General features: G+C 60.6%; 23 protein-coding genes. 11 read left to right on the forward strand and 12 right to left on the reverse strand.

The window, feature by feature from the left end:
* Position 1: 1 nt before the first annotated feature.
* Together fghA and P2081_RS16725 are read right to left on the reverse strand one after the other, a co-directional pair.
* On the reverse strand, positions 2-835 hold the full coding sequence (gene fghA / locus P2081_RS16720; protein WP_278924010.1) for an S-formylglutathione hydrolase: 834 nt from the start codon (positions 833-835) through the stop codon (positions 2-4).
* 132 nt (positions 836-967) lie between these two features.
* On the reverse strand, positions 968-1,933 hold the full coding sequence (locus P2081_RS16725) for an AEC family transporter (protein ID WP_278924011.1): 966 nt from the start codon (positions 1,931-1,933) through the stop codon (positions 968-970).
* A 155-nt stretch (positions 1,934-2,088) separates the two neighbouring features.
* Here P2081_RS16725 and P2081_RS16730 point away from each other — a divergent pair, with 155 nt between their 5' ends.
* Positions 2,089-2,715, forward strand: coding sequence for a TetR/AcrR family transcriptional regulator (locus P2081_RS16730; protein WP_278924012.1), 627 nt, complete (start codon positions 2,089-2,091; stop codon positions 2,713-2,715).
* Positions 2,716-2,811: 96 nt separating this feature from the next.
* Here P2081_RS16730 and P2081_RS16735 read toward each other — a convergent pair whose 3' ends face one another.
* Positions 2,812-3,327: a c-type cytochrome gene (locus P2081_RS16735; RefSeq protein WP_278924013.1), complete on the reverse strand. Its 516-nt coding sequence runs from the start codon at positions 3,325-3,327 to the stop codon at positions 2,812-2,814.
* A 224-nt stretch (positions 3,328-3,551) separates the two neighbouring features.
* On the opposite strand from P2081_RS16735, the gene P2081_RS16740 reads away from it, so the two are divergent.
* A complete protein-coding gene (locus tag P2081_RS16740; protein ID WP_278924014.1) occupies positions 3,552-3,896 on the forward strand; it encodes a DUF2794 domain-containing protein in 345 nt (114 codons plus the stop codon).
* Positions 3,897-3,946: 50 nt separating this feature from the next.
* On the opposite strand, the gene P2081_RS16745 is transcribed toward P2081_RS16740, so the two are convergent.
* The 3 genes from P2081_RS16745 to P2081_RS16755 all read right to left on the reverse strand — a co-directional run bounded on the left by P2081_RS16745 (position 3,947) and on the right by P2081_RS16755 (position 6,679).
* Positions 3,947-4,690 carry a C40 family peptidase gene (locus P2081_RS16745; RefSeq protein WP_278924015.1) on the reverse strand — a complete coding sequence of 248 codons (744 nt, stop codon included), beginning with the start codon at positions 4,688-4,690 and terminating at the stop codon, positions 3,947-3,949.
* Positions 4,691-4,695: 5 nt separating this feature from the next.
* On the reverse strand, positions 4,696-6,120 hold the full coding sequence (locus P2081_RS16750; protein WP_278924016.1) for a leucyl aminopeptidase family protein: 1,425 nt from the start codon (positions 6,118-6,120) through the stop codon (positions 4,696-4,698).
* 199 nt (positions 6,121-6,319) lie between these two features.
* Positions 6,320-6,679: a hypothetical protein gene (locus tag P2081_RS16755; protein WP_278924087.1), complete on the reverse strand. Its 360-nt coding sequence runs from the start codon at positions 6,677-6,679 to the stop codon at positions 6,320-6,322.
* A 177-nt stretch (positions 6,680-6,856) separates the two neighbouring features.
* Between P2081_RS16755 and P2081_RS16760 the strand changes: the two genes are divergently transcribed.
* Complete coding sequence (locus tag P2081_RS16760) at positions 6,857-7,507, forward strand: carbonic anhydrase (protein ID WP_278924017.1); 651 nt, start codon at positions 6,857-6,859, stop codon at positions 7,505-7,507.
* A 48-nt stretch (positions 7,508-7,555) separates the two neighbouring features.
* Here P2081_RS16760 and P2081_RS16765 read toward each other — a convergent pair whose 3' ends face one another.
* Positions 7,556-8,707 (reverse strand): DUF3095 domain-containing protein, encoded by a 1,152-nt coding sequence (locus P2081_RS16765; protein ID WP_278924018.1) that lies wholly within the window; start codon positions 8,705-8,707, stop codon positions 7,556-7,558.
* 193 nt (positions 8,708-8,900) lie between these two features.
* Here P2081_RS16765 and P2081_RS16770 point away from each other — a divergent pair, with 193 nt between their 5' ends.
* From P2081_RS16770 to P2081_RS16780, 3 genes are all read left to right on the forward strand, one after another.
* On the forward strand, positions 8,901-10,076 hold the full coding sequence (locus P2081_RS16770) for an MFS transporter (RefSeq protein WP_278924019.1): 1,176 nt from the start codon (positions 8,901-8,903) through the stop codon (positions 10,074-10,076).
* A gap of 78 nt (positions 10,077-10,154) precedes the next feature.
* Positions 10,155-11,177 (forward strand): aspartate-semialdehyde dehydrogenase, encoded by a 1,023-nt coding sequence (locus tag P2081_RS16775; protein WP_278924020.1) that lies wholly within the window; start codon positions 10,155-10,157, stop codon positions 11,175-11,177.
* 127 nt (positions 11,178-11,304) lie between these two features.
* Positions 11,305-11,682 (forward strand): aspartate-semialdehyde dehydrogenase, encoded by a 378-nt coding sequence (locus tag P2081_RS16780; protein ID WP_278924021.1) that lies wholly within the window; start codon positions 11,305-11,307, stop codon positions 11,680-11,682.
* 180 nt (positions 11,683-11,862) lie between these two features.
* Here P2081_RS16780 and P2081_RS16785 read toward each other — a convergent pair whose 3' ends face one another.
* The gene (locus P2081_RS16785) at positions 11,863-12,747 is read right to left on the reverse strand and encodes a LysR family transcriptional regulator (RefSeq protein ID WP_278924022.1); all 885 of its coding nucleotides are present in this window, start codon (positions 12,745-12,747) and stop codon (positions 11,863-11,865) included.
* A gap of 132 nt (positions 12,748-12,879) precedes the next feature.
* On the opposite strand from P2081_RS16785, the gene P2081_RS16790 reads away from it, so the two are divergent.
* The 5 genes from P2081_RS16790 (at position 12,880) to P2081_RS16810 (ending at position 18,512) form a co-directional block, all read left to right on the forward strand.
* Positions 12,880-13,827 (forward strand): Bug family tripartite tricarboxylate transporter substrate binding protein, encoded by a 948-nt coding sequence (locus P2081_RS16790; protein ID WP_278924023.1) that lies wholly within the window; start codon positions 12,880-12,882, stop codon positions 13,825-13,827.
* Positions 13,824-14,339, forward strand: coding sequence for a tripartite tricarboxylate transporter TctB family protein (locus tag P2081_RS16795; RefSeq protein WP_278924024.1), 516 nt, complete (start codon positions 13,824-13,826; stop codon positions 14,337-14,339). Before P2081_RS16790 ends, P2081_RS16795 begins: the two co-directional genes overlap by 4 nt.
* A gap of 1 nt (position 14,340) precedes the next feature.
* Positions 14,341-15,858, forward strand: coding sequence for a tripartite tricarboxylate transporter permease (locus P2081_RS16800; protein WP_278924025.1), 1,518 nt, complete (start codon positions 14,341-14,343; stop codon positions 15,856-15,858).
* On the forward strand, positions 15,842-17,431 hold the full coding sequence (locus P2081_RS16805; RefSeq protein ID WP_278924026.1) for a gamma-glutamyltransferase family protein: 1,590 nt from the start codon (positions 15,842-15,844) through the stop codon (positions 17,429-17,431). Before P2081_RS16800 ends, P2081_RS16805 begins: the two co-directional genes overlap by 17 nt.
* A gap of 112 nt (positions 17,432-17,543) precedes the next feature.
* Positions 17,544-18,512 carry a bile acid:sodium symporter family protein gene (locus tag P2081_RS16810; RefSeq protein WP_278924027.1) on the forward strand — a complete coding sequence of 323 codons (969 nt, stop codon included), beginning with the start codon at positions 17,544-17,546 and terminating at the stop codon, positions 18,510-18,512.
* A 326-nt stretch (positions 18,513-18,838) separates the two neighbouring features.
* On the opposite strand, the gene P2081_RS16815 is transcribed toward P2081_RS16810, so the two are convergent.
* From P2081_RS16815 to P2081_RS16830, 4 genes are all read right to left on the reverse strand, one after another.
* The gene (locus P2081_RS16815; protein ID WP_278924028.1) at positions 18,839-19,909 is read right to left on the reverse strand and encodes a branched-chain amino acid ABC transporter permease; all 1,071 of its coding nucleotides are present in this window, start codon (positions 19,907-19,909) and stop codon (positions 18,839-18,841) included.
* On the reverse strand, positions 19,906-20,937 hold the full coding sequence (locus tag P2081_RS16820) for a branched-chain amino acid ABC transporter permease (RefSeq protein ID WP_278924029.1): 1,032 nt from the start codon (positions 20,935-20,937) through the stop codon (positions 19,906-19,908). Before P2081_RS16820 ends, P2081_RS16815 begins: the two co-directional genes overlap by 4 nt.
* An 82-nt stretch (positions 20,938-21,019) precedes the next feature.
* A complete protein-coding gene (locus tag P2081_RS16825) occupies positions 21,020-21,742 on the reverse strand; it encodes an ABC transporter ATP-binding protein (RefSeq protein ID WP_278924030.1) in 723 nt (240 codons plus the stop codon).
* Positions 21,735-22,511, reverse strand: a complete 777-nt coding sequence (locus tag P2081_RS16830; RefSeq protein ID WP_278924031.1) for an ABC transporter ATP-binding protein — start codon at positions 22,509-22,511, stop codon at positions 21,735-21,737. The genes P2081_RS16825 and P2081_RS16830 overlap by 8 nt, the downstream gene beginning before the upstream one ends.
* Positions 22,512-22,646: the final 135 nt, after the last annotated feature.

The raw sequence follows: 22,646 nt of genomic DNA on the forward strand, positions 1-22,646 counted from the left end.
GTCAATCCCGATACAGGGCTTCGGCGTGGAAGGTGACATGGTCTTCCATGAAGCTGGAAACAAAGAAATAGCTGTGGTCATAGCCAGGTTGCAGGCGCAGGGTGGCCTCTTGCCGCTGTTCGGCCAGCGCGGCTGCCAGGGCTTCGGGGCGCAGCAGGTCGATGAATTGATCATTGGTGCCGGTATCCACCAGTACCGGCCCGTCAAAGCCAGTGTCGCGCATCATCAGCGTGGCGTCATGTTTGGCCCAGGTGGTTTCATCGCTGCCCAGATAGGCGCCAAGCTGCTTGCGTCCCCAATCGGCCCCGGTTGGGTTGCAGATCGGCGCAAAGGCGGAAACCGAGCGGAAGCGCCCCGGCAGGCCCATCGCCAGGGTCAGCGCGCCATGGCCGCCCATGGAATGGCCGGTGATGGCCTGGCGGTTCAGATCAATGGCGAAGTTTTCCGCCAGAACGGCGGGCAGCTCTTCGGCGATATAGTCCCACATCTGGTAATGCGCGGCCCAGGGGGCCTGGGTGGCATTGACATAGAAGCCCGCGCCCTGGCCCAGATCATAGGCCTCGTCATCGGCGACGCCTTCGCCACGCGGGCTGGTGTCGGGAAAGACGATGGCGATGCCCTGTTCGGCGCACCAGGCCTGCGCCCCGGCTTTGGTCATGGCGTTTTCATGGGTGCAGGTCAGCCCGGAAAGATACCACAAGATCGGCACCGGTCCATCGCGGGCCTCTTCGGGCAGAAACAGGCCAAATGTCATATCGCAGTTGGTAACGCTGCTATTGTGGCGATAGACGCCCTGCTGGCCCCCAAAGGCCTTGTTTTGCGAAAGGGTTTCCATGGCGGGCTCCTGTGTTTTGGTTGACTTATCGCTACCTGTCGCAGGCGCGCGGGTCCAGTGCAGCCGCGGCGGCTGCGCCTGTTTTTGCGCCATTTGCGTTACAAAACCTTGAAGTCTGACCGCAAAACTGCGCTAGGGCAGCGAAACCCAGGCAATGACCATGGGAACGGTCACAATAGAGGCAATGGTTGAAATCAAGATCGCCGCCGAGGCCCGATGCGGCGCAACCCCATAGTGCTGGGCCAGCATATAGACATTGCCTGCCACCGGCAGGGAGGCCGCGGCAATGGCAACCGTGGCGGCAAAGCTGGCAACCGGAAAGAGGTAAAGCATGCAGATCGCAACACAAAGAGGGTGCAGCACCAGCTTGGCAAAGCTGATCCAGCCAGCAATCTGCATCCGTTCCGCCGATTTCGACGCCAGCGAAGCGCCTATCGCAAACAGTGCTCCGGGGGTGGCCGCACCGCCAAGGATCGACAGAAAATCATTCATCGGCGCTGGAATCGGGATTTCAGCGGCAGACCATGCCAGCCCGGCACAGATCGCCAGGATCATCGGATTGCGCAGCAGCCCTAGCAGGACCAGTTTCACTGTCGCCAGCCCAAGACCGCTGGCCGAACCGTCCATCTGGCTCGCGCTTTGCGCCTTGCGTTGACCGATGTTGATCAAAATCACGATCAGCGAGGAAAACACGACCAGGTCAATACTGAGAACCACCATCATCGGCCCGACCGAGGCCTCTCCGAACAGCATCGACATCATCGGCAACCCCAGAAAGCCGACATTGCCAATCGCGGCGCATTGCGCTTCGACGGCGGTGGTTGGCATATCCAGTCGCCGCAGCATCGCGACAAGGGTGACAATCAAATAGACCGCCATGGTGCCCGCCAAATAGGCCAGTACCAGATCCAGGTCAAAAATCTCGCCGAAGGAGAGATTGGCGGAAAAGCGGAAAATCATCGCCGACAGGGGGAAGAAAAAGACGAATTTGGTCAGATAGGCGGTGGCTTCTTCACTAAAAAATCGCGTGCGTCCAGCCCAGTAACCCAGGCCAATTATTGCAAAGAAGGGGAGTGTTCTAAAGAAAATATCGACCATTTTCGAAGTGGTAGCGGATCTGGTTGCAAAGGCAAAGCGGAAAGCGCGTCATATGGCGTCAGCTTGCTTTGTGGGGTCTTGCTATAGAAGAGTTGTTGACCCGCACCGCTGTCGTCTAGAATGGGGGCATTCCTGCCAGCGCCTTGAGGTCAGCCATGAACGAACACGCCAGTATCCTGCGAACGGGACGCAAATTTGATCAGGTGCTGCGCGGCGCGCGTGAGGTGTTTCTGGCCGATGGATTTGAAGGCGCCAGCGTCGACGATATCGCCCGCGTGGCGGGGGTGTCCAAGGCGACGCTGTACAATTATTTTCCCGACAAGCGATTGCTGTTCATGGAGGTGGCGCGCAGTGAGTGCGCCCGCCAGGCGGATGCGCCAATGGATCTGGCAACCTGCAGCCGCCCTGCGCGCGAAATTCTGTGCCTCGCTGCGCGGCATATCCTGTCGGTTAGCCTGTCGGATTTTGGCCTCGGGATGTTTCGCATCTGCGTGGCCGAAGCCGACCGCTTTCCCGATCTGGGGCGCCAGTTCTACGAAAGTGGTCCGATGCTCGTACGGGGGAAAATCCGCGATTACCTGTGCAGCGCCACTGCCAAAGGTGAGCTGGAGATTGAGGATTTTGACCTGGCAGCGGATCAATTCGCCGAGCTGTGCCGCGCCGATCTGGTGCCACGGTTGCTGTTCAAGATCGACAGCAGCTTTTCCGAGGCAGAGCGCAGCCGGGTGATCGAGGGGGCCGTTGATACCTTTCTGGCCCGCTATGGGGCGCGCAACACCTGATTGACGTCTGTGGCTTGCGACATCATTCATCAGCTAAAAGGTTGAAATATTTTATTTCAGGCCGTGTTGGGTGATTTGGGTTCAACGCGAAACGCTTTAGTGTGTCACCGCCTGATTTGGGGTCCGACGATAGGATTGGTGGCAGCTATGGCAGGCCTGCATCATTGCCGGAATACTGCGGCGCAGCCCGTTCAATGAACCGGCGTTCAGTTCTTTTGCTGCTATCTGGGCGGTCTCGGCGCGCTGCGTGAAATCCTGCCAGCGGCCCCAGATCTCGGGGCGTGCGTGCGAATTCGGCTCCATCCGCTGTTTCTTGAACCGTTTGGTGATCTTGCGGGTGCTGCCGATCAGGGATCGTCGGGCTGCTCTGGCTTGGGTGGCGTTAAAGATGCGGCGCCCGGCGACCATATCGCCCAGGGTGGTCAGGGCGGCTTTCTGGCCCTGCATCAGGGTCAGGCGATCGCGGACATGCTTGTCGGTGATGATCGCGCTGCCTGCGTTCAGATCGGCCCCAAGCATGAGCAGGCAAAGCGCCAGACCAGAGACGAGACCTGCTAATGGCCGGAGCGCCAGCCTGCTTGCGCCTAACGGGCGCGGTGAAGGAGCAGTCATTGTGGTCTCTCCCTATTGGGTGCGCGGCCAAAGACGGGGTCCTGACCAGAGTAGGTGGTCGGCGCGGGCCTGCTGGCATAGTTTCCGACAGCCGGGTTATTTCCGAGTTAAATATTGTAGCCCAAAGGGCAAGCCGCAGCAAAAAACGCGCGGTTTGGTGCTGGGGGGATCAAGCCAGGTGCGAAAGATCTTGATTTATGCAGCTGTTGCGGTGAATCTTGGGTATGAGCATAGAGAAAACTCCGCCCTCTCAGGGGGCTGTGATACCGCAACAGGTGGCCTTTGATCGGCGCGAGATGTCGGTGATCCTGTCGCTCTATGGCCGTATGGTTGCTGCCGGAGAATGGCGCGACTACGGCATTTCCTGCCTGCGCGACCTGGCCGTTTTTTCGATCTTTCGCCGCACCGCCGAACATCCGCTGTACCGGATTGAGAAACAGCCCAAGCTGCGCAATCGGCAGGGGCAATATGCTGTGGTGGGCATGGACGGCCAGATCTTGAAACGCGGCAGCGATTTGAAATCAGTGCTGCGGGTGCTGGAACGCAAGCTGATCCGCGCCGTCAAATAGGCTCTGCCCCCCCGGCAGTAAGTCTTGGCCCAGAGTTTACGCTGCGGGGGTCACAGTCGTTTATGTGCGGTGACGGGGCCGTCGCCCTGGTCGGCAATGCGCTGGATCGCCACCTGGAGCGGTTCCAGCGCCACGGCCATCGCATGCACATTGGCATGCAGCAGCGTGTCGGGGTCATGAACCCAGGCCACATGCCCCTTCCAGAACAACAGATCGCCGCGCTGATAGGCGCTCCCCTCCGGCAAGATGTGGCCGAGAGCATGCTCTTGTGGGGTGCTGTCACCAGGGCAGGGGATGGCACAGGCCAGGCAGGCAATTTGCACCAGCCCCGAACAGTCAATGCCAAAGCGGCTGTTACCGCCCCATAGATAGGGGGTGCCAAGGAAGCTCTTGGCCACCGCTACCGGATCGTCCAGATACTGGCCAAGCGGCGTCAGATGCACCTTTGGCACAAAGCCCTGATCGGTGATGGCAAACCGTCCTGTGAACCCCGAAACCCGAAGCTGGCTGGCAAAACTCAGTGTCGCCGTGTCACGGGATTTGAAATCGGCCTGGGAATAGACGTGGCTGGCCGGGGTGCTGATCCAGTGGCTGGCCTGTTGCGCGGGGGCCAGGGCCGAGCATGGCAGAAAACCAGTGTAGCCATCTTTGGCCGCGCGCACCTGGGCCCAGTCGGTGTCTTGCTGCAAAACCGTGACAGTCTCGCCGTACAATAACTGGCGCTCTCGCGGGCCTGCGGGGGCCCGCAGGAGATCGACAACCGGCAGGGCAATACGGGCGGTGTTGGCGGTCATTGCGATTACAGCTCCAGCAGGGCGGGCAGGGCGGCAAACAGCGCCCGCCCGCCCTGGCCAATGCCGCCCTTGGGGCAACCGGGGGCGGCGCTGGGCATCCAGCCGTAGATGTCAAAATGCATATAGCGGCTGTCAGCGGCAAAGCGGCGCAGGAATAGGGCGGCGGTGATTGAGCCGGCGAATCCACCCGCGGGCGCATTGTCGAGATCGGCAATGGCGGGTTCGATCATGCTCTCGTAGGGGGTATGAAAGGGCATCCGCCAGACCGGATCCGCCTGCGGCACCGCAGCGGCGGCCAGGGCCCCGGCATCATCGTCTTGATCGGTGTAAAACGGTGCCAGATCCGGCCCCACGGCAACCCGCGCCGCGCCGGTCAGCGTCGCCATGGATATGATCAGATCGGGGGCGCCTTCCTCGGCCAGGGTCAACGCGTCAGCCAGCACCAGGCGGCCCTCGGCGTCGGTATTGTTGATTTCAACGGTCAGCCCACTGCGCGAGGTCAGCACATCTCCGGGGCGAAAGGCGTTGCCCGCAACGGAATTCTCGACTGCGGGAATCAGGACCCGCAGTTGCAGTTCTATCCCGGCAGACATGATCATCCGAGCCAGCCCCAACACATTGGCCGCGCCGCCCATGTCTTTTTTCATCAGCCCCATGCTGGCGCCGGGTTTGAGGTTCAGCCCGCCAGTATCAAAGCAGACCCCCTTGCCCACCAGCGTCAGGCTTGGGCCGCTGCTGCCCCAGCGCAGGTCAATCAGGCGTGGAGCCTGTTCGGCGGCGCGCCCGACGCTGTGGATCAGCGGCAGATTGGCCTCTAGCAGGTCATCGCCCACGATCACCCCGACCGAGGCGTCAAATTCGGCGGCCAGGGCCTCAACGGCCTGTTCCAGTTGGGCAGGCCCCATGTCGGCGGCAGGGGTGTTGATCAGGTCGCGGGTCAGGAACTCTGCCGCTGCCAGGTTTTCGACGGCGCGGGCATCCAGACCTTCGGGCGCGACCAGCTTGGCCCCCATTGCGGCGGCTTTTTTGTAGCGGGTGAAACGATACTGGGCCAGCAACCAGCCAAGGCATTCAGCGGCCAGCTGATCCGGCGACAGAAGCGCAGTTTTCCCGCTACTATGGATCAGCTGATAGCTGCCAGCGGGTAGTTTTTCCGCAGCGGCGGCCAGGGTGAATCGCTTGCGGGCGCGCAGTATCTCTGTGCCGTAGCCCGCTAGCGCCACAGTCGCAGCGGGATCTGCGCCCTCTGGTCCCCGTGCCAGCAGGCCGGGCACCAAGAGCGCCTGGCCATATGCGCCGGTAAAGCCATTTTGCGTGACCCATGTTTGCATCGTCTCTGGCTGATCCGCCAGCCAGTCTTGCAGCTGGTCCTGCGCAATCAAATAAAGCGGAACGTCAGTTGCAGTGGCTGGGGCAAAGCGAGGGGCCATGGGGATACTCCGGTTGGGCGTCAAGAGCCATCAGAGTATCTGTCCCCCAGCTGCCTGCAAGCCCTGGCAGTTGTTTGTCGAAATAGATTTCCCAACTGGCGCCCCAGAGCTGCGGCCAGGCAGCGCAACAAGTCAAAGCCGCCCGGAACCGATCTGGTCACCGTGGCGGCTTGGCTGCTGCACAGTTGTGCAGAGCTATCTAGACCGAGAGGTCCTGCTGATCCCAGACAGCGGTCAAAGAGCGTTCTCCGACTCGCAGCAGGCGGAACAGAATCGCCGCCACCGCTGGTGGATCTTTGCTATCAATCGCAAGTGTGACATCGCGCGCAATCGACGCCATTGCGCTCATGCCGATCTGATCTGCGATTGCAATAAGGGACCGTGCATTTTTGCGCAGATCAACCATGTCGTCTTGCCGCCACAGGCGTTCGCAATGCGTCAGGCGCACTGCGAGTTCCTCGATGGCGCGGCAGACGACGTCTTCCGCTCCTGCTTCGCCCAATTGTGCATAAAGCGTACCAAGTTTGTCTGGATCCAGCTTTACGTTTTCTGCCTGCATGACAGTGAGTATATTAGCCACCACATTCACCCTAAATTTAATGTACCCCCACGGCACGCAGCCAATTTGACGCTGAGTGGTTGTCAAAAGGTTTCCGCCCGCCTGTTCAAATCGCTCGAATTTGCTAACAATGCAGGATAATAACCCGGCTAACACTCACACCAGGGGATGCTTCTTATGGAATTTGCCAAACCTCTACCCAGTTATCTGGTCAAGCGTTATCATGGCTGGAAGGCCACATCGTACAAGGAAAACCAGGGCTGGTATCGCCGTCTGGCTACGGAAGGCCAGCGGCCGCGCGCCATGGTGATTTCCTGTTGTGATAGCCGGGTTCACGTGACCTCTATCTTCGGGGCCGACCAGGGAGAGTTCTTTATTCACCGCAATATTGCCAATCTGGTGCCGCCCTATGCGCCCGATGGCGATCACCACGGCACCAGTGCGACGGTGGAATATGCTGTAACTGTGTTGAAAGTGTCGCATCTTATTGTCTTGGGTCATTCGCAGTGTGGCGGTGTGCAGGGCTGTATCGACATGTGCAAAGGCCATGCGCCGATGTTGGAAGCCAAGGAGAGCTTTGTCGGGCGCTGGATGGATATCCTCAAACCCAAGTTCGAGCTGGTGGCGGAAATCGAAGATGAAGACCACCAGGCCCGGCAATTTGAACGCCAGGCGGTTGTGGCCTCGCTGGAAAACCTGATGAGTTTTCCTTTTGTTGACGACGCGGTCAAAGGCGGCGGTCTTAGCCTGCATGGGCTATGGACTGACATCGGCGAAGGCGGGCTGGAATGTTATGACCCTGCGACGGGTCACTTCAAAAAAGTCTGATCTCTGCTGCCTTGCCCCCCGGTCCTGCCGGGCGGGCAGGAATCGCGCTTATTTGCCTATAGTTTTACCCATGTTTTTGGCAGCGCGGGTATATCCACCGGCGCTGCCATCGACAAAATGCACATGATCGTCGCGGCTTGCCGAGGGCACGATGCAGGTCAGGCGGGCTTCCTGTTGGCTATGCAGGCCAAAGCGCACCTCTTGCGCGGCCTGCGCGCGGTACAGAATGGCGGTGATCTGATCGCGGATCTCGGGGGTGCAGTCGAGGGTCATCTTCAGCCCATCGTCGAATTTGCGATAATCGGCATTGGCGCTCATCGTTGCTTTGTAGCGGGTGGGGTTGAACTGTCCGGTGGGTTTGTTGCGGCGAAACAACAGGCTTGCCAGCAGCGCCGAGCCCAACAGCGCCAGCTGGCTTTTCCAGAGCGACCGGCTGCCATGGGTTAGCTTGGTTTCAAGCATGAGATCGGGGGGCAGCAGGTTCATGCCGGGGCCTTCCACCGGGACGGGATGCCCCCCACGCGCCAGCTTGGCCGTAAGGGCGAGGATCTCGGCGGTTATCTCGGCAAAACGCGCTGCGCTGGCCAGTGGACCGGGTAGCATCACCAGCGACAGGATCAAACCGTTGCGGGCTGGAATCGTGTTCCAGCGGCAGGACAATCCTGTCAGGTCTGGCGGGGTGTGATCGTCGCTGTCGGCCAGCATGAAGCGGCCCTGTTTCATCTCGGCCTCGGCCCAGGCGAGGCCACCGCCGGAAAACATGGCGTAATCCGCATGATCTGACACCGCGTGGCGGGCGACGGTGACATCCAGCCCCTGGGCACGGACCTTGGCCAGCGGAATGGCGGCCACCCGCAAGGCGATGCCAAACTCTTGCTGGACCCAGTTGCGCAGGCGCACGAGGATGCGCCGGGAGGTATCCGCCTGCGCGGCAGGGACCGCAAACGAGGTGCCATCACCGCCAAAGACAAAGGGAAACGCGGCCCCTTCAACGGCATTTTGCAGGGCAGCAATCACTGCGGCAGCAATCATATTGACGGTCTTGTACCGGCCGGCCGCAATAAGACCGGTGGAATCGACGATATCGCTGCAACAGATCACCCAATCATCCGGCAGCGGCGTAAAGGCGGTGGGCTGGGCCAGATTGGCAAAGCGTGGCTGCCGGGGGAGCGCGTCATAAAAACCGTCGGGTTTTGTCATGGGGCCACTCTCTCTTTATCGCGGCCCCTGTCGGAAGGTCAGGCCGGGCTGCTTGTCAGCAACATAGGCTGAACCATTTGATCTATAAACAATTGTGTCGGTGCACCAAACATGCAAGCTCCTCTTTCTGTCCCCCTTACAAGATCCCGTGATGGGGCGCAGTGCTTTGACCGCAAGAAAGGGAGCGCCGCAAATGCAGGCTGGATTGATCATGTTGTGCCTGGCCTATGTGCTGAGCCAGTTTTTCCGCGCCTTTCTTGGTGTTCTGACCACGGTGCTGGGGCAGGACATTGGCGCCACGCCTGCTGATTTGGCGGATGCCTCGGGCATGTGGTTCCTGTCCTTCGCCGCCATGCAGCTGCCGGTGGGCTGGGCGCTGGACAAGATTGGCCCCAGGCGTACGGCCTCTTGGTTGTTGTTTCTGGGCGGCGCGGGCGGTGCGGCGGTCTTTGCGCTGGCAAGCAGCCCCTTTCATGTCAGCATGGCGATGTTCTTTATCGGGATTGGCTGCTCGCCCGTGTTGATGGCGTCATATTACATCTTTGCCCGCCAGTACCCAGTGGCCCGCTTTGCCACCTTGGCGGCCTTGATGCTGGGCATGGGATCGGTCGGCAATCTGGTGGCTTCTTATCCGACGGCCTTTGCGGTAGAGCACCTTGGCTGGCGGGCGACGCTTTGGGGGCTGGCGCTGGCCTCCTGGCTGGTAGCTGCAGGTATTTTCCTGACGGTTCAGGATCCGGCTGCACCTGAAGGCGACCACAAGGGTTCGGTGCTGGATCTGCTGAAAATGCCGGTTCTCTGGGCGATCTTCCCGCTGATGTTTGTCTGTTACGCGCCCTCGGGGGCGCTGCGGGGGCTGTGGATTGGTCCCTACCTTAGCGATGTCTACGGTCTGGATACCGGAGAGATCGGGCTGGCGGCACTGGTCATGGGCATCGCCATGGTGGCGGGCACCTTTGTCTATGGGCCGTTGGATCGGATGTTTGGCAGCCGTAAATGGGTGATTTTTAGCGGCAATGCGCTGGCGGTTCTGGCACTGGGGGCGCTGATTGCAGTGGATGGGGCTGCGGTCTGGATTCCCGTTGTGGTGCTGGCGCTGGTCGGGTTTCTGGGCGGTTCTTTCCCGGTGATCATCGCCCATGGCCGCGCCTTCGTGCCGCCGCATCTGGTGGGGCGCGGGGTTACGCTTCTCAACTTTTTTGGCATTGGCGGCGTGGGAATCATGCAGTTTGTCTCGGGGCGGATACACGCCGATCTGTCCATGGGGGCAGACCCGGCAGCGCCCTATCTGGCGATTTTCGGCTTTTTTGCCCTCGCGCTGTTGCTGGGATGCGTAATTTATCTGTTCAGCCGCGACAGCATGGAGTGAGCGGCCCTTTATTTGCAAGGCGTTTGCCTATAAGAGACCCCAGCCGGCCATAAGGCCGGGTGATACTGGAGAAACGATATGGGTTATCGCGTCGTCGTCGTTGGAGCCACAGGCAATGTGGGCCGCGAAATGTTGAACATCCTGGCTGAGCGCCAGTTCCCTACGGATGAGGTTGCCGTTCTGGCCAGCCGTAAATCGCTGGGAACCGAGGTGACGTTCGGCGAGAAGACGTTGAAAACGCAGGATCTCGACACCTTTGATTTCACCGGCTGGGACATGGCGCTGTTTGCCGTTGGCTCGGACGCGACAAAGATTTACGCCCCCAAGGCCGCCAAGGCGGGCTGCGTGGTGATCGATAACTCGTCGCTGTATCGCTATGACGCGGATGTGCCGCTGATCGTGCCAGAGGTAAACCCCGAGGCGATCCATGGCTATGCCAAGAAGAACATCATCGCCAACCCAAACTGTTCAACCGCGCAGATGGTTGTGGCGCTGAAGCCCCTGCATGACCGGGCTAAGATCAAACGCGTCGTGGTCTCGACCTACCAGTCGGTATCCGGCTCTGGCAAAGAGGCGATCGACGAGCTCTGGGAGCAGACCAAGGCAATTTACAACCCGACCAAGGACGTGCCGCCAAAGGTTTACCCCAAGCAGATCGCCTTCAATGTGATTCCCCACATTGACGTCTTCCTGGATGATGGTTCCACCAAGGAAGAGTGGAAAATGGTTGCCGAAACCAAGAAGATTATCGACAAATCCATCAAGGTCACAGCCACCTGCGTGCGAGTCCCGGTCTTTGTCGGCCATTCGGAATCGATCAATATTGAAACAGAAGATTTCCTTGATGAAGACGAGGCCCGCGACATCCTGCGCGAGGCACCCGGCGTCATGGTGATCGACAAGCGCGAAGACGGTGGCTATGTGACGCCGGTTGAATGCGCTGGCGATTTTGCCACGTTTATCAGCCGCATACGTCAGGATTCCACCATCGATAACGGCTTGAATCTGTGGTGTGTCAGCGACAACCTGCGCAAGGGTGCTGCGCTGAATGCGGTACAGATCGCCGAGCTTTTGGGCCGTGAAGTGTTCAAAAAAGGCTAAAGCTTTTTGTACTTTCGGATAGGGGGCCGCTTCGCATGAGGTGGCCCCCATTCTTTTGCAGGGGTGCCCAAATCTGGCCACAAAACCTAATATCCTAAGGGTGGGATATGAAAAGGGGACGTAAGCCATGTACTCGAAAGATTTTGAACGCGAAACCCATACAACCGGTGATGCAGCCATGCAGCAGACCGCGTGGTCCAGCGCCAGTGACCAGGATCGCATGGATACCGAAATGGCAATCCAGCTGCGCATTCTGCTGACGCCGCACTTCCAAGACGCCACAACCTGGTCTGAACTGCGCGGCGGGCTACAGGCCAAGGGTTTTTATATGAAACGCACCAAGGGACATATGCATCTCTTTGATGCACAGAGCCATGTAGGGATCTGCACCTGCGCGTTTCTGGGCTTTCCCTACAAAGATCTGGAACAGCGCTTCAAGCGGGTGCGCCCGGTGCGCAAGGCCCCGACACGCCCGATGGCTGCTGCACAGCCGTTTCAGCACTAAACCACATTCCCTCCTACTCTCTCTCGATTTTCCATTGGCCGTGCAGGGTCTAGACTGCAGTCAATGAGGTTCAAAACGGTGCCAGAACGGCGCCGTTTTTGCATGTTTAGCGCCTGCTTTGTCAGCTAGGGGGCGATGCGGCCAGTCGGGGTGCTGCCCTTGATTCGGCGGGCGGATTTGTCAGTCACAATGGTCGCGCGGTTGCCCATGCTGGATCAGCGCGGCGATCAGTTCTGACAGCACTTCGTCCCGGCTGGTGGTGGGGCGTCTGACGACGCCCAGTCGACGATGGGTCGGTGGCGTGCCAAAGGGGAACCAGTCAAGCGCAGCAGTGATCGAATCCTGCAACACGACATAGGGGATGATGGCAAAGCCGATCCCGGCCCGTACGCAGCCCACCACCACCGTCATCGTGTTGACCGACACCACCTGTCGCGGCACGATGCCAAGCTGGGCGATTTCAGTGTCGATCTGGCGTGCCAGCGGCACCTGCGGGCGATAGCGGATGTAGGGCACGTCGCGAAGCAGCTCGTGGATCGTCATGCCGCCGACGCCTGGTGGGGTAATCACCACCAGCGGTTCATTGAGCACCTCGGTCCAGCGCAGGCCCGGCGGCACCGCCACATGTTCGGAGACCAGCGCAGCATCAAGCTGCCCCGAGACCACTTCTCTCATCAACTCTTCGGACATGCCAATACGCAGGCGGAAATTGAGCTCGGGGTATCGCCCCTGCAGGGTGGCCAGCGCATTGGGCACCAACGAGTTGGCCCCGGTGCGCAGGGTGCCAAATGCAAGCGTGCCGCTGACATGCCCTCCAGTAACCGAGGATTTGGTTTCGGTCACGATGCGCAGAATTTGCCGGGCGGCGCGCAACAGCTCTGCGCCCTTGGCGGTTAGCACCGGCGGTCTGCGTGATCGGTCGAACAATTCGGCACCCAGCTCGACCTCAAGCGCAGAAACCTGCTGGCTGACCGCCGAGGCGGTGATGTTGATCGCCTGCGCTGCCGCAGCAAAACCGCCATGCTGTTCGATGGCGAGAAGGGTTTCAAGTTGACGTGTGTCCATCCCTGTAAGTTAAGTAATGCTGAACATAATGGCAAGAATTACGCGCTTTGTGAGCGTCTGACTTGTGTTAACCCTGTCGGACAATACATCGTCGGCGGATGAACCGCTGGCCGAAACACAGGGAGCCTCCCCATGAAACTCCGCACGGGCCTTGCCGCCCTTCTTGCCGCCGCCACTTTGGTTGCTGCTCCGGCCAGCGCGCAGGACTACCCCGAGCGCCCGGTCGAATTCATCGTGCCCTGGTCGCCGGGTGGTGGTTCTGACACGCTGATGCGCTTGATTTCAGGCAATATCGCTGACCACCTAGGCACTGAGATGCCGATCATCAACATGCCCGGCGTTGGTGGCACCGTTGGCCTGCGCGAGGCCTCGCGCCGTGCCGCAGATGGCTATACCGTCAGCCAGGTGCATGAGGGCCTTCTTGTTGCCACAGAGGCTGGCATCACCGACCTTTCCTGGGACGATTTTGAACCTATCGCGCTGATGACCGCCTCGCCGCAGTATCTGGTGGTGCACCCGACCGAAGACTATGCGGATTTTGCGGAATTCCTTGCCTATGCCAAGGCAAACCCCGGTGCGATCACCATGGGCGTGACTTTGGGCGGTCTGCCGCATTTGCACGCGGCGATGATTGAACAGGCCTATGGGCTGCAATTCCAATATGTTGGCTATGAAGGCACCGGAGAACGCATCCGTGCCCTCGTCGGTGGCAACCTTGATGCGGCCATGGGCGATATCGCCTCGTCCAAGCAGTTTGTCGACAATGGCGACCTGCAGTTCCTTGCCGTCGGCACCCCCGAGCGCGTGCAAGAGGTGCCCGATGTGCCAACCTTTGTCGAACTTGGCTCTGATCTCAATCTGTTGGTGACCCGTGGCATCGTGATGCCAAAGGGGGCACCGCAGCAGGCCCGCGACAAGATGGAAGCCGCACTCGAAGCGCTGTCGCAGGATGAGAATTATATCGAGCAGACCAACAATGCGGGCTCTTCGGTGATGTTCCGTGGCCAAGAGGACTATCGCATCTATCTGACAAAGCTGGACGGGACAGTGAAGTCGCTGGCCGAGGTTCTCGCGCCATGAGCGACGTCGGCTATGACAAGCAGCAGGCAGGGGAGGCAGGCGAGATCGCCCGCCTCCTAAGCTATGTGCTGATCCTCCTCGCCTCGGCTGGGCTGTTTGTTTCGGCCACGGCGATTCCCACCTCGCGGTTTGAACAGCTTGGTGCTGGCGCCTTTCCCAAGATCGTTTTTGCCGGTATCGCGCTGGTGGCCGTCATCGCAATCGTCGAGGCGCTGCGGAAAATTCCCGCAGGTGCCTATGGGCGCTTTGCTCGGCAGACGCAGGCCTGGGCCGGGCGTCGCTACCTTGTTTTCGTTACGCTGGGAGCGCTGGCTGTCTATCTGGTGCTGATCCCGGTGCTGGGTTTTTCACTCGCGAGTTTTCTCTTTATCCTCGGGCTAGAGCTGGTCCTGATGCCACGTCGCGCCGCGACGCTGCTGATTGCGGTGATCGTGGCGGCTGTCTTTTCCTTCGGGTTGAACTGGCTGTTCGCCGAGGTTTTCACCGTCTTCCTGCCGCGCGGGGTGTTTTGATATGGACAGCTTTCTTTCCGGCCTGGTGCAGATCTTCACGCTTGCCACGCTGATCTACATGTTTGCGGGCTCTATCGCGGGTATCATCGCTGCGGCTATTCCCGGCTTTACCGTCACCATGGCCATTGTGCTGACGCTGCCCCTGACTTTCACCATGGAGCCGCTGCAGGGGATCGCGGTGATGCTGTCGGTCTATGTTGGTGGCTACACTGGCGGGCTGATCTCGGCGGCGCTGTTGGGCATTCCCGGCACGCCATCTTCGGTCGCTACCACCTTTGATGCCTTTCCGATGGCCCGCAGGGGAGAGCCGGGCCGGGCTCTGTCGCTGGGGATTTGGGCCTCATTCTTTGGCACGGTGATCTCGACGCTGGTGCTGATCGTCGCGGCACCGCCACTGGCGATGTTCGCGGTGAAGCTTGGCCCTTGGGAATATTTCTCGCTGATCGTTTTTGCGCTGACCATTGTTGCCTCTCTGGTGGGCGACAGCGTGATCCGGGGGATGCTGGCCGGGCTTATCGGGCTTGGCATTTCGACTGTCGGCACCGACCCTATCATGGGCCGCCCGCGGTTTGACTTTGGCATAGAGATGCTGCAGGCGGGCCTGCCCTTTCTGGTGGTGCTGATTGGCATCTTCGCGATCTCGCAACTGACCTCCGAGGTGGAGGATCCAAAATCGGTCCGGTCCGGCAATGCGCTGGTGACCGGTGCAATCGACTTTCAGACCTGGCAGGTGATGAAAGAGGTGTTGATGCGCCCGGTGAATCTTGTCCGCTCTTCCGTCGTGGGCGTGCTGATCGGCGCGCTGCCGGGGGCAGGGGGCTCGATCGCCAATCTGGTTGCCTATGATCAGGCCAAGCGGAATTCGAAGGACCCTGAAAGCTTTGGCAAGGGTAACCCCGATGGCGTTGTCGCCTCGGAGGCCGGCAATTCCGCCACTGCTGGCGGCGGGCTGATCCCACTGATCGGGCTGGGCATTCCAGGGTCTGCAGTGGATGCAATCCTGATGGCCGCGCTGATGGTGCATGGCATTTCCGTTGGCCCGCGGCTGATCATGGATCACGCCGATCTCGTCTACGGTATGTTCATCGCCATGGCGGTTGCCTCGCTGATGATGCTGATTGTCTCGGTATTGTCGATGCGTCTGTTCCTGCGGGTTGCCGAGGTGCCAAAATGGCTGATCGTGCCGGTGGTGATGGTCTGCTGTGTTGTCGGCTCCTTTGCCTTGAACAACCGGGTGAGCGATCTCTACCTGCTGGGCTTTGTCGGGGTTGCTGGCTACACGCTGCGCGCGCTTGGCTATTCCTTGGCCCCCCTGGTGCTGGGGGTGATCCTTGGCCCCATCGCCGAGACCAATCTGCGCCGGGCGCTGATGACCGACGCGGATCCGACGCTGTTCCTGACGCGACCAATCAGCCTTATCTTTCTTATGCTTGCCGTGATCTCGATTGCCTGGGCAATCCGCGGCCATCTCAAACACCGTAAACCCTCTGGGAGGAGCACCGATGCATCTGCGTCATAATTCCATCTACCCGTCGCGCCGCTCGCCGGTGCTTGCCGACAATGTCGTGGCGACCTCGCAGCCGCTGGCCACCCAGGCCGGGCTGGCCATCCTGCAACAGGGCGGCAATGCGGTGGATGCCGCGATTGCCACTGCCGCCGCGCTGACCGTGGTTGAACCCACGGGCAACGGGCTTGGCTCGGATGCCTTTTGCATCCTGTGGGATGGCAAGCAGTTGCACGGGCTCAATGCCTCGGGTCGGGCGCCCGCAGCCTGGACGCCCGAGCGTTTTCCAGAGGGAATACCCGAGCATGGCTGGGATGCGGTGACAGTGCCCGGCGCGGTCAGCGCCTGGGTTGAGCTGTCAGAGCGCTTTGGCAAGCTGGGGCTGGCCACCGTTCTGGCCCCCGCGATCCGCTACGCCGAAGAAGGGTTCATTGTCTCGCCGGTGATTGCAGCGCTTTGGGCCAAAGGGGCTGAAACCCTGGGTGAACAGCCCGGCTTTGCGGCGACCTTCATGCCGGGCGGCCAGCCCCCGAAAGCGGGCGAGCGGTTCTGCAATCCCGGCGCGGCGCGCACCCTGCGGGCCATCGCTGACACCAAGGGGCGGGCCTTCTACCAAGGTGAAATCGCCGAGGAGATCATCGCCTTTTCGCAGGCCAATGGCGGTGCGATGACGATGCAGGACCTGGCCGACCATGCGCCGGATTGGTGCGGTACGGTCAGCCAGGCCTTTGACGAGGTGGAACTGCACGAGATCCCGCCGAATGGTCAGGGCATTGCTGCGCTCATGGCGCTGGGCATGTTGCAGCACAGCTCTATCCGTGATCATGGCCCGGATGATCTGACGGCTGTGCATCTGCAGATCGAGGCGATCAAGCTGGCCTATGCCGACCTGCATGCCTTTGTCGCGGATCGTGATCACATGACTGACGTGGATGAGACGGCCTTGCTGGACCCCGAGTACCTGAAATCTCGCGCCGCGCTGATCTCGGAAGACAGGGCGCAGGATTTTGGCCCCGGCGCACCAAAACGCGGCGGCACCGTGCTGCTTAATACGGCTGATGAGTCGGGCATGATGGTCAGTTTCATTCAGTCCAACTATGCGGGGTTCGGATCAGGAGTGGTGGTGCCAGGCACCGGCGTCTCTATGCAAAACCGCGGCTTTGGCTTTACCACAGAAACGGGGCACCCCAACCGCGTTGCAGGCGGCAAGCGGCCGTTCCACACGATCATTCCAGGTTTTGTGATGAAGAATGGCGCGCCGCTGATGGCCTTTGGCATGATGGGCGGGCCGATCCAGGCACAGGGCCACATGCAGTTGCTGCTGCGCACCGAACTGTGGGGCCAGGACGTGCAGACCGCTGCCGACGCCCCGCGCTGGCGGATGATCGAAGGACTGGATGTGGCCTGCGAGCCAAGCATGGAGCCCGCACTTCTGGACGGGCTGAAGGCGCTTGGCCATCGGGTGCAGATCGAGGCACCCGACAATGCCTTTGGCTTTGGCGGTGCGCAGCTGGTGCACCGGCTACCACAGGGCGGTTTTGCCGCCGGCTCGGATCCGCGCAAGGATGGCCAGGCCGCAGGGTTCTGACCCCGCTGCTGACATCTTGCGCAAAATTCGGTAGGGCCGTGGCATCCGTGTCGCGGCCCGGCAACATATGGATCTGGCCGACACGCCAAAGAGAACAAGAGCAGGAAACGAGATGAGCTTTCTCAAACGTATCGGCATCGACACCTATATGCTGCTGCTGATCACCACCGTCTGTCTGGGCCTGCTGTTGCCCGCGCAGGGCGTGGCGGCGCAGGGATTGAAGCAGGTGACCTACTGGGCTGTGGCGCTGCTGTTCTTTCTCTACGGGGCAAAGCTTGACCCCGGAGCGGTGCGCGCAGGCTTGCTGAACTGGCGGCTGCAGGGGCTGACCTTTGGCGCAACCTACGTGATGTTCCCGCTGGTTGGACTGGCGCTGGCAACGATTTTTGCACCGCTGCTGGGCCCGACAATCACCCTTGGGCTGCTGTTCCTGGCGGTTCTGCCCTCGACGGTGCAGTCCTCGATTGCCTTTACCTCCATTGCAGGTGGCAATGTGCCGGCGGCGATCTGCGCTGCCTCGTTGTCCAATATTGTCGGGGTGCTGCTGACCCCGGCGCTGGTGGCGCTGCTGCTGCATCAGGGCGACGGAGGGGTCAGTTTTGACGCGGTGATCAAGATCGGCACCCAAATTCTGCTGCCCTTTGTGGTTGGCCAACTGCTGCGTCCCTGGGTTGGCGGTTTTGTGCAAAAGCACAGGCTGCTGACCATGATCGTCGATCGCGGTTCGATCCTGCTGATTGTCTATTCGGCGTTCAGCGCCGGGACGACTTCGGGGCTGTGGCTACAGATCCCGGCGATGAGCCTGACCCTGCTGGTGGTGGTGGTGCTGGTTTTCCTGGCGATTGTCATGGGTTTGATGGTCGGCGCAGGCAGGCTCTTTGGGTTGGATGACCCGGATGAGGCGGTCCTGTTTTACTGCGGCTCGACCAAGAGCCTTGCCTCGGGCCTGCCGATTGCCGCCGCGTTGTTTGCCGCGGACCAGGTGGGGGCGATTGTGCTGCCGCTGATGATCTACCACATGAGCCAGCTGTTGGTCTGCGCCTTTGTTTCGCAGAGGGCGGTGGCGGTGCAGGCAAGTTGAACCAGACGGCGATATTGTCTGGCCCGTTGCTGTCGTGATGTGTGGATCTTGCGGCGGGGGGCTCCCGCCCAAAATACAATGGATCAAAGATCCCTGGATTTTCGTTGGGCCCAGCGCCGCTACTGCGGCGCTGTCTTTGGTGTCGTGGGTCACGAAATATCGCGGCGCCGGGCGATGGCTGCGGGCACGGAAAAAGATCTGCTGAGAAGGCCATCAGGGGCAGGTCTGCCCTGATGCGCCTGTTTCAAGTTTTCGAACGGGGGCGCGTCAAGGGTAAACCGCGCCCTGCGCGGCCGCATCTGCGGCCCTTGACCCGGCAGCGGACCTTAGCGTTTTCCGCGCAGCCGCCCCACGACCCCGGCCGGGAAGAAATAGACGCTCAGGATAAACAGCACCCCAAGCCAGAGCAGCCAGCGATCAGCGCTGAGCAATTCTGGCAGCAGGGGTAGGTCCGCCACCAGTTCCGAGGCAGCGCCCATCAGGTTTTGCAGGTAGTTCTGCGCCAGCACAAAGAGCGTGGCCCCTATCATCGCCCCATAGAGCGTGCCCATTCCACCAATCACTACCATCAAGAGGATGTCGATCATCAGCTCCATCGACAGGACGGTATCGGGACCGACGTAGCGCAGCCAGACCGCATAGAGCGACCCGGCCAGGGCCGCGACAGAGGCCGAGAGGCAGGTGGCGGCCACCCGGTAGTAGACCACCCGATAGCCAATGGATTCAGCGCGGAAATCGTTTTCGCGGATCGCTTGCAGCACACGTCCAAAGGGAGAGTTCACCACCCGCAGCAGGGTTAAAAACAACACGAGCGCGCCGATAAAGACAAAGTAATAGGCCAAGAGCTTGCCGTTCAGCTTGACGCCAAACAGCACACCATCAAACGTTTCCTTGCCAAATTTGAAGGCAGGGCCCAGTTCGCGCGGTGTCTTGAAGGTCAGCCCGTCTTCGCCGCCGGTGAGGCCGGAGAGTTGGCTGACCAGCACTGCCACGGCCGAGGCCACGGCCAGGGTGATCATGGCAAAAAAGATCGCCCGCACCCGGAGCGAGAACAGCCCAATCAGCAGGGCCAGAGCTGCGGCAAACCCGGCGCCGACCAGGGCGCCAATGGCAATGGCATCAAAGCCGCGCCCCATATGGGCCGAGGTGAGCGCCACGCCGTAGGCGCCAATGCCAAAGAACATGGTATGGGCAAAACTGACGATGCCGCCATAGCCTAAAAGCAGGTCATAGCTGGCCACCAGCACGATAAAGATGCAGATCCGCGCGGCAGTATCGACGGTGCGCACACCAGGAAACAGAAAAGGTGCCAGGGCGAGGCAGATCAGAATGCAGCCAAGGATCAAGGCCAGCGGCAGGGAACGCGGCATGTCGCCAGAGAGAAGAGAGCGGATCATTTTGCTTTTACCACCGGAATCATACCCATAGGGCGCCACATCAGGATGGCGACCATCAGGGCAATATTGGAAATCAGCGCCGCCTTGGGTTCAATAAAGGCGATGTAGTTTTGCAGCAGACCCACCAGAAGGGCACCAATGAAGCAGCCCTCAACCGAGCCGAGCCCACCAATGATCACCACGATGAAGATCAGGATCATGGCGTGGTTGCCCATATGAGCGGTGATGACCTCTTGGTAGAGCGCCCACATGACGCCACCGAGGCCCGCGAGGGCAGAGCCGGCGATGAAGACGCCGACAAAGACCAGCTTGAGCCGATAGCCGAGCGCCTCGACCATTTCACCGTTTTCAACACCGGCGCGCACGATCAGGCCAATTTTGGTGCGGCGCAGCACCCAGCGCATGGCGGCAAAGACTGCAAGGCCAACCACAACGGCCACCAGGCGGTATTTCTCGATTGCGGCCCCGGCAAAGGTCACGGCGCCTTTCAGGGCTTCGGGGCGGTTGAAGTAGATCTCTTCCGGCCCCCAGAGCACGATGATCAGCTGTTCCACCACGATCAGCCCGCCCATGGTGACCAGGATCTGTTTCAGATGATGGCCGTAGACAGGCGCGACAATGACCTTTTCAAAGGCCCAGCCCATGGCGCCAGTGGCCAGGATGGCACCGATGACAGCCAGCAGCACGGCGCCGAGGTTGAGCAGGAGCGAGGGCGCAGCGGTCATTTGCCCCAGCGCCATCAGTACGGTGATGCCGACAAAGGCGCCGACCGAGACAAAGGCCCCATGGCCAAAATTGATCACATCCATCAGACCAAAGACCAATGTCAGACCCGAGGCCATGATGAAAATCATCATGCCCATCGCCAGGCCTGAAACGGTCAGGGTCAGCCAGCTTGCGGGGTTCATGATCGCCAAGAAGCCCGCCAGAGCGAGCAGCGGCACCAAGAGTACGGGCATATAGGGGCCGACCCGGTCGGCCAGGGTGGCCTGGGCCATTGTTGGTGCATGTTCAGGTGCGGCGCTCATGTCTGGGCCTCCGGTGGTCTACGGGTGTCTGCTTCTTGGTGGAGCCAAAGGGCAAGGCGTGGCAGGGCGCGGGGGGCAGTCATCAATGCGCCTCCATGCTGAGGCCCATGAGCCGTTCCTGCAGGGCGGCGTCGCGGCCAAGCTCGGCCATCTCGCCGGACCAGATCATGCGGCCATCATCCATCACATTGGCGCTGTCCCCCAGGGCCTTGGCGACGGCAAAGTTTTGCTCGACCAAGAGCACCGATGATCCCTGCTGCTTGAGATCTTTCAAGGCCTTGGCCATGGTAGAGATGATCGCCGGTGCCAGGCCCTTGGTGGGTTCATCAATCAGGTATAGCTTGCGTTCCTCTACCATGGCGCGGGCAATGGACAGCATCTGTTTCTGCCCGCCCGACAGGGTGCCGGCATCGGATTTCCAAAAGGTTTTCAGCGGCGGGAAAGCGGTGAAGATCCAGTCCAGCCGGGCGGAATTGATCGGCCCGCTGACGGCGGCCAGCTGCATGTTTTCTTCAACCGTGAGATCGGCAAAGATGCCCATGTCCTCGGGGACAAAACCAAGGCCAAGCCGGGCAATGGCCGGGGTGGGCAGTTTGGTGATATCTTCCCCGTCAAACAGGATGCATCCCTGATGGGCGCGCCAGTGGCCAATGATGCTGCGCAGCGTGGTGGTCTTGCCCACCCCATTGCGGCCCAGCAGCATGGTGACAGCGCCGCGCGGCACCTCCAGATCGACTCCCTGCAGAATGTGATACTGGGCGATATTGGTGTAGACGCCATCCAGCGTCAGGATGGCATCAGACATCTGCGAGAATTCCTTCGAGACCGCGACCCATATAGGCCTCTTGAACCACATCCGAGGCCATGACCTCGGCCGGGGCGCCATCGGCGGCCAGCGCGCCATTGTGCAACACTATGATGCGGTCCGCGAGGCTGCGGATCACATCCATCTTATGTTCGACCAGCAGGATACTGCGGTCTTTTTGCTCTTTCAGCTCGGCGATGAGATCAAGCACCACCGGGGCTTCATCGACGCTCATGCCGGCGGTGGGTTCGTCAAACATATAGACATCCGGGTCCTGGGCGATCAGCAGGGCGACCTCCAGCTTGCGCTGGTTGCCATGGGACAATTCCGAGACCACCTGGTCGCGTTGATCCAGCAGGCGCACACGGGCCAGGATGTCCTCGGCCTGATCCGTCAGATCCTGATGGCGCGACACCATGGACCACAGGTTGAACCCCCGGCCCAGCTTGGCCTGTACCACCAGCCGCAGGTTTTCCAGCACCGATAGGCCGGGGAACAGATTGGTCAGCTGAAAGGCGCGGCCAATGCCGGCCTTGGTGCGGGCAGACACGGAGGCGCGGGTAATGTCGCGACCTCGCAGGTTCACCCGCCCGGCCGAGGCCGGAATCTGGCCGGAAATCAGGTTGAAATAGGTGGTTTTGCCGGCACCGTTGGGGCCGACAATTGCGGTCAGCTCTCCGGCGTGAAAGGCGCAGCTTACGGCGTCTACCGCGACATGTCCGCCAAAACGGACAGTCAGGTCTGTGGTTTTCAGGATAGGGTCTGTCATTGAGATCTCGAAGTGGCTCTGGCCGCATCCCGTCACCTGGGTGACAGCCGGTCCGTCAGAGAAAAGGGGCGGGTATGGCAGGCACTGCACTGGCAGGGGCCAGTTCGGCTTGCCTGAAACCATGGCCCAAAGCGC

Origin of the sequence: Pseudophaeobacter profundi (assembly GCF_029697505.1) — a bacterium.
Lineage (GTDB): Bacteria > Pseudomonadota > Alphaproteobacteria > Rhodobacterales > Rhodobacteraceae > Pseudophaeobacter > Pseudophaeobacter profundi.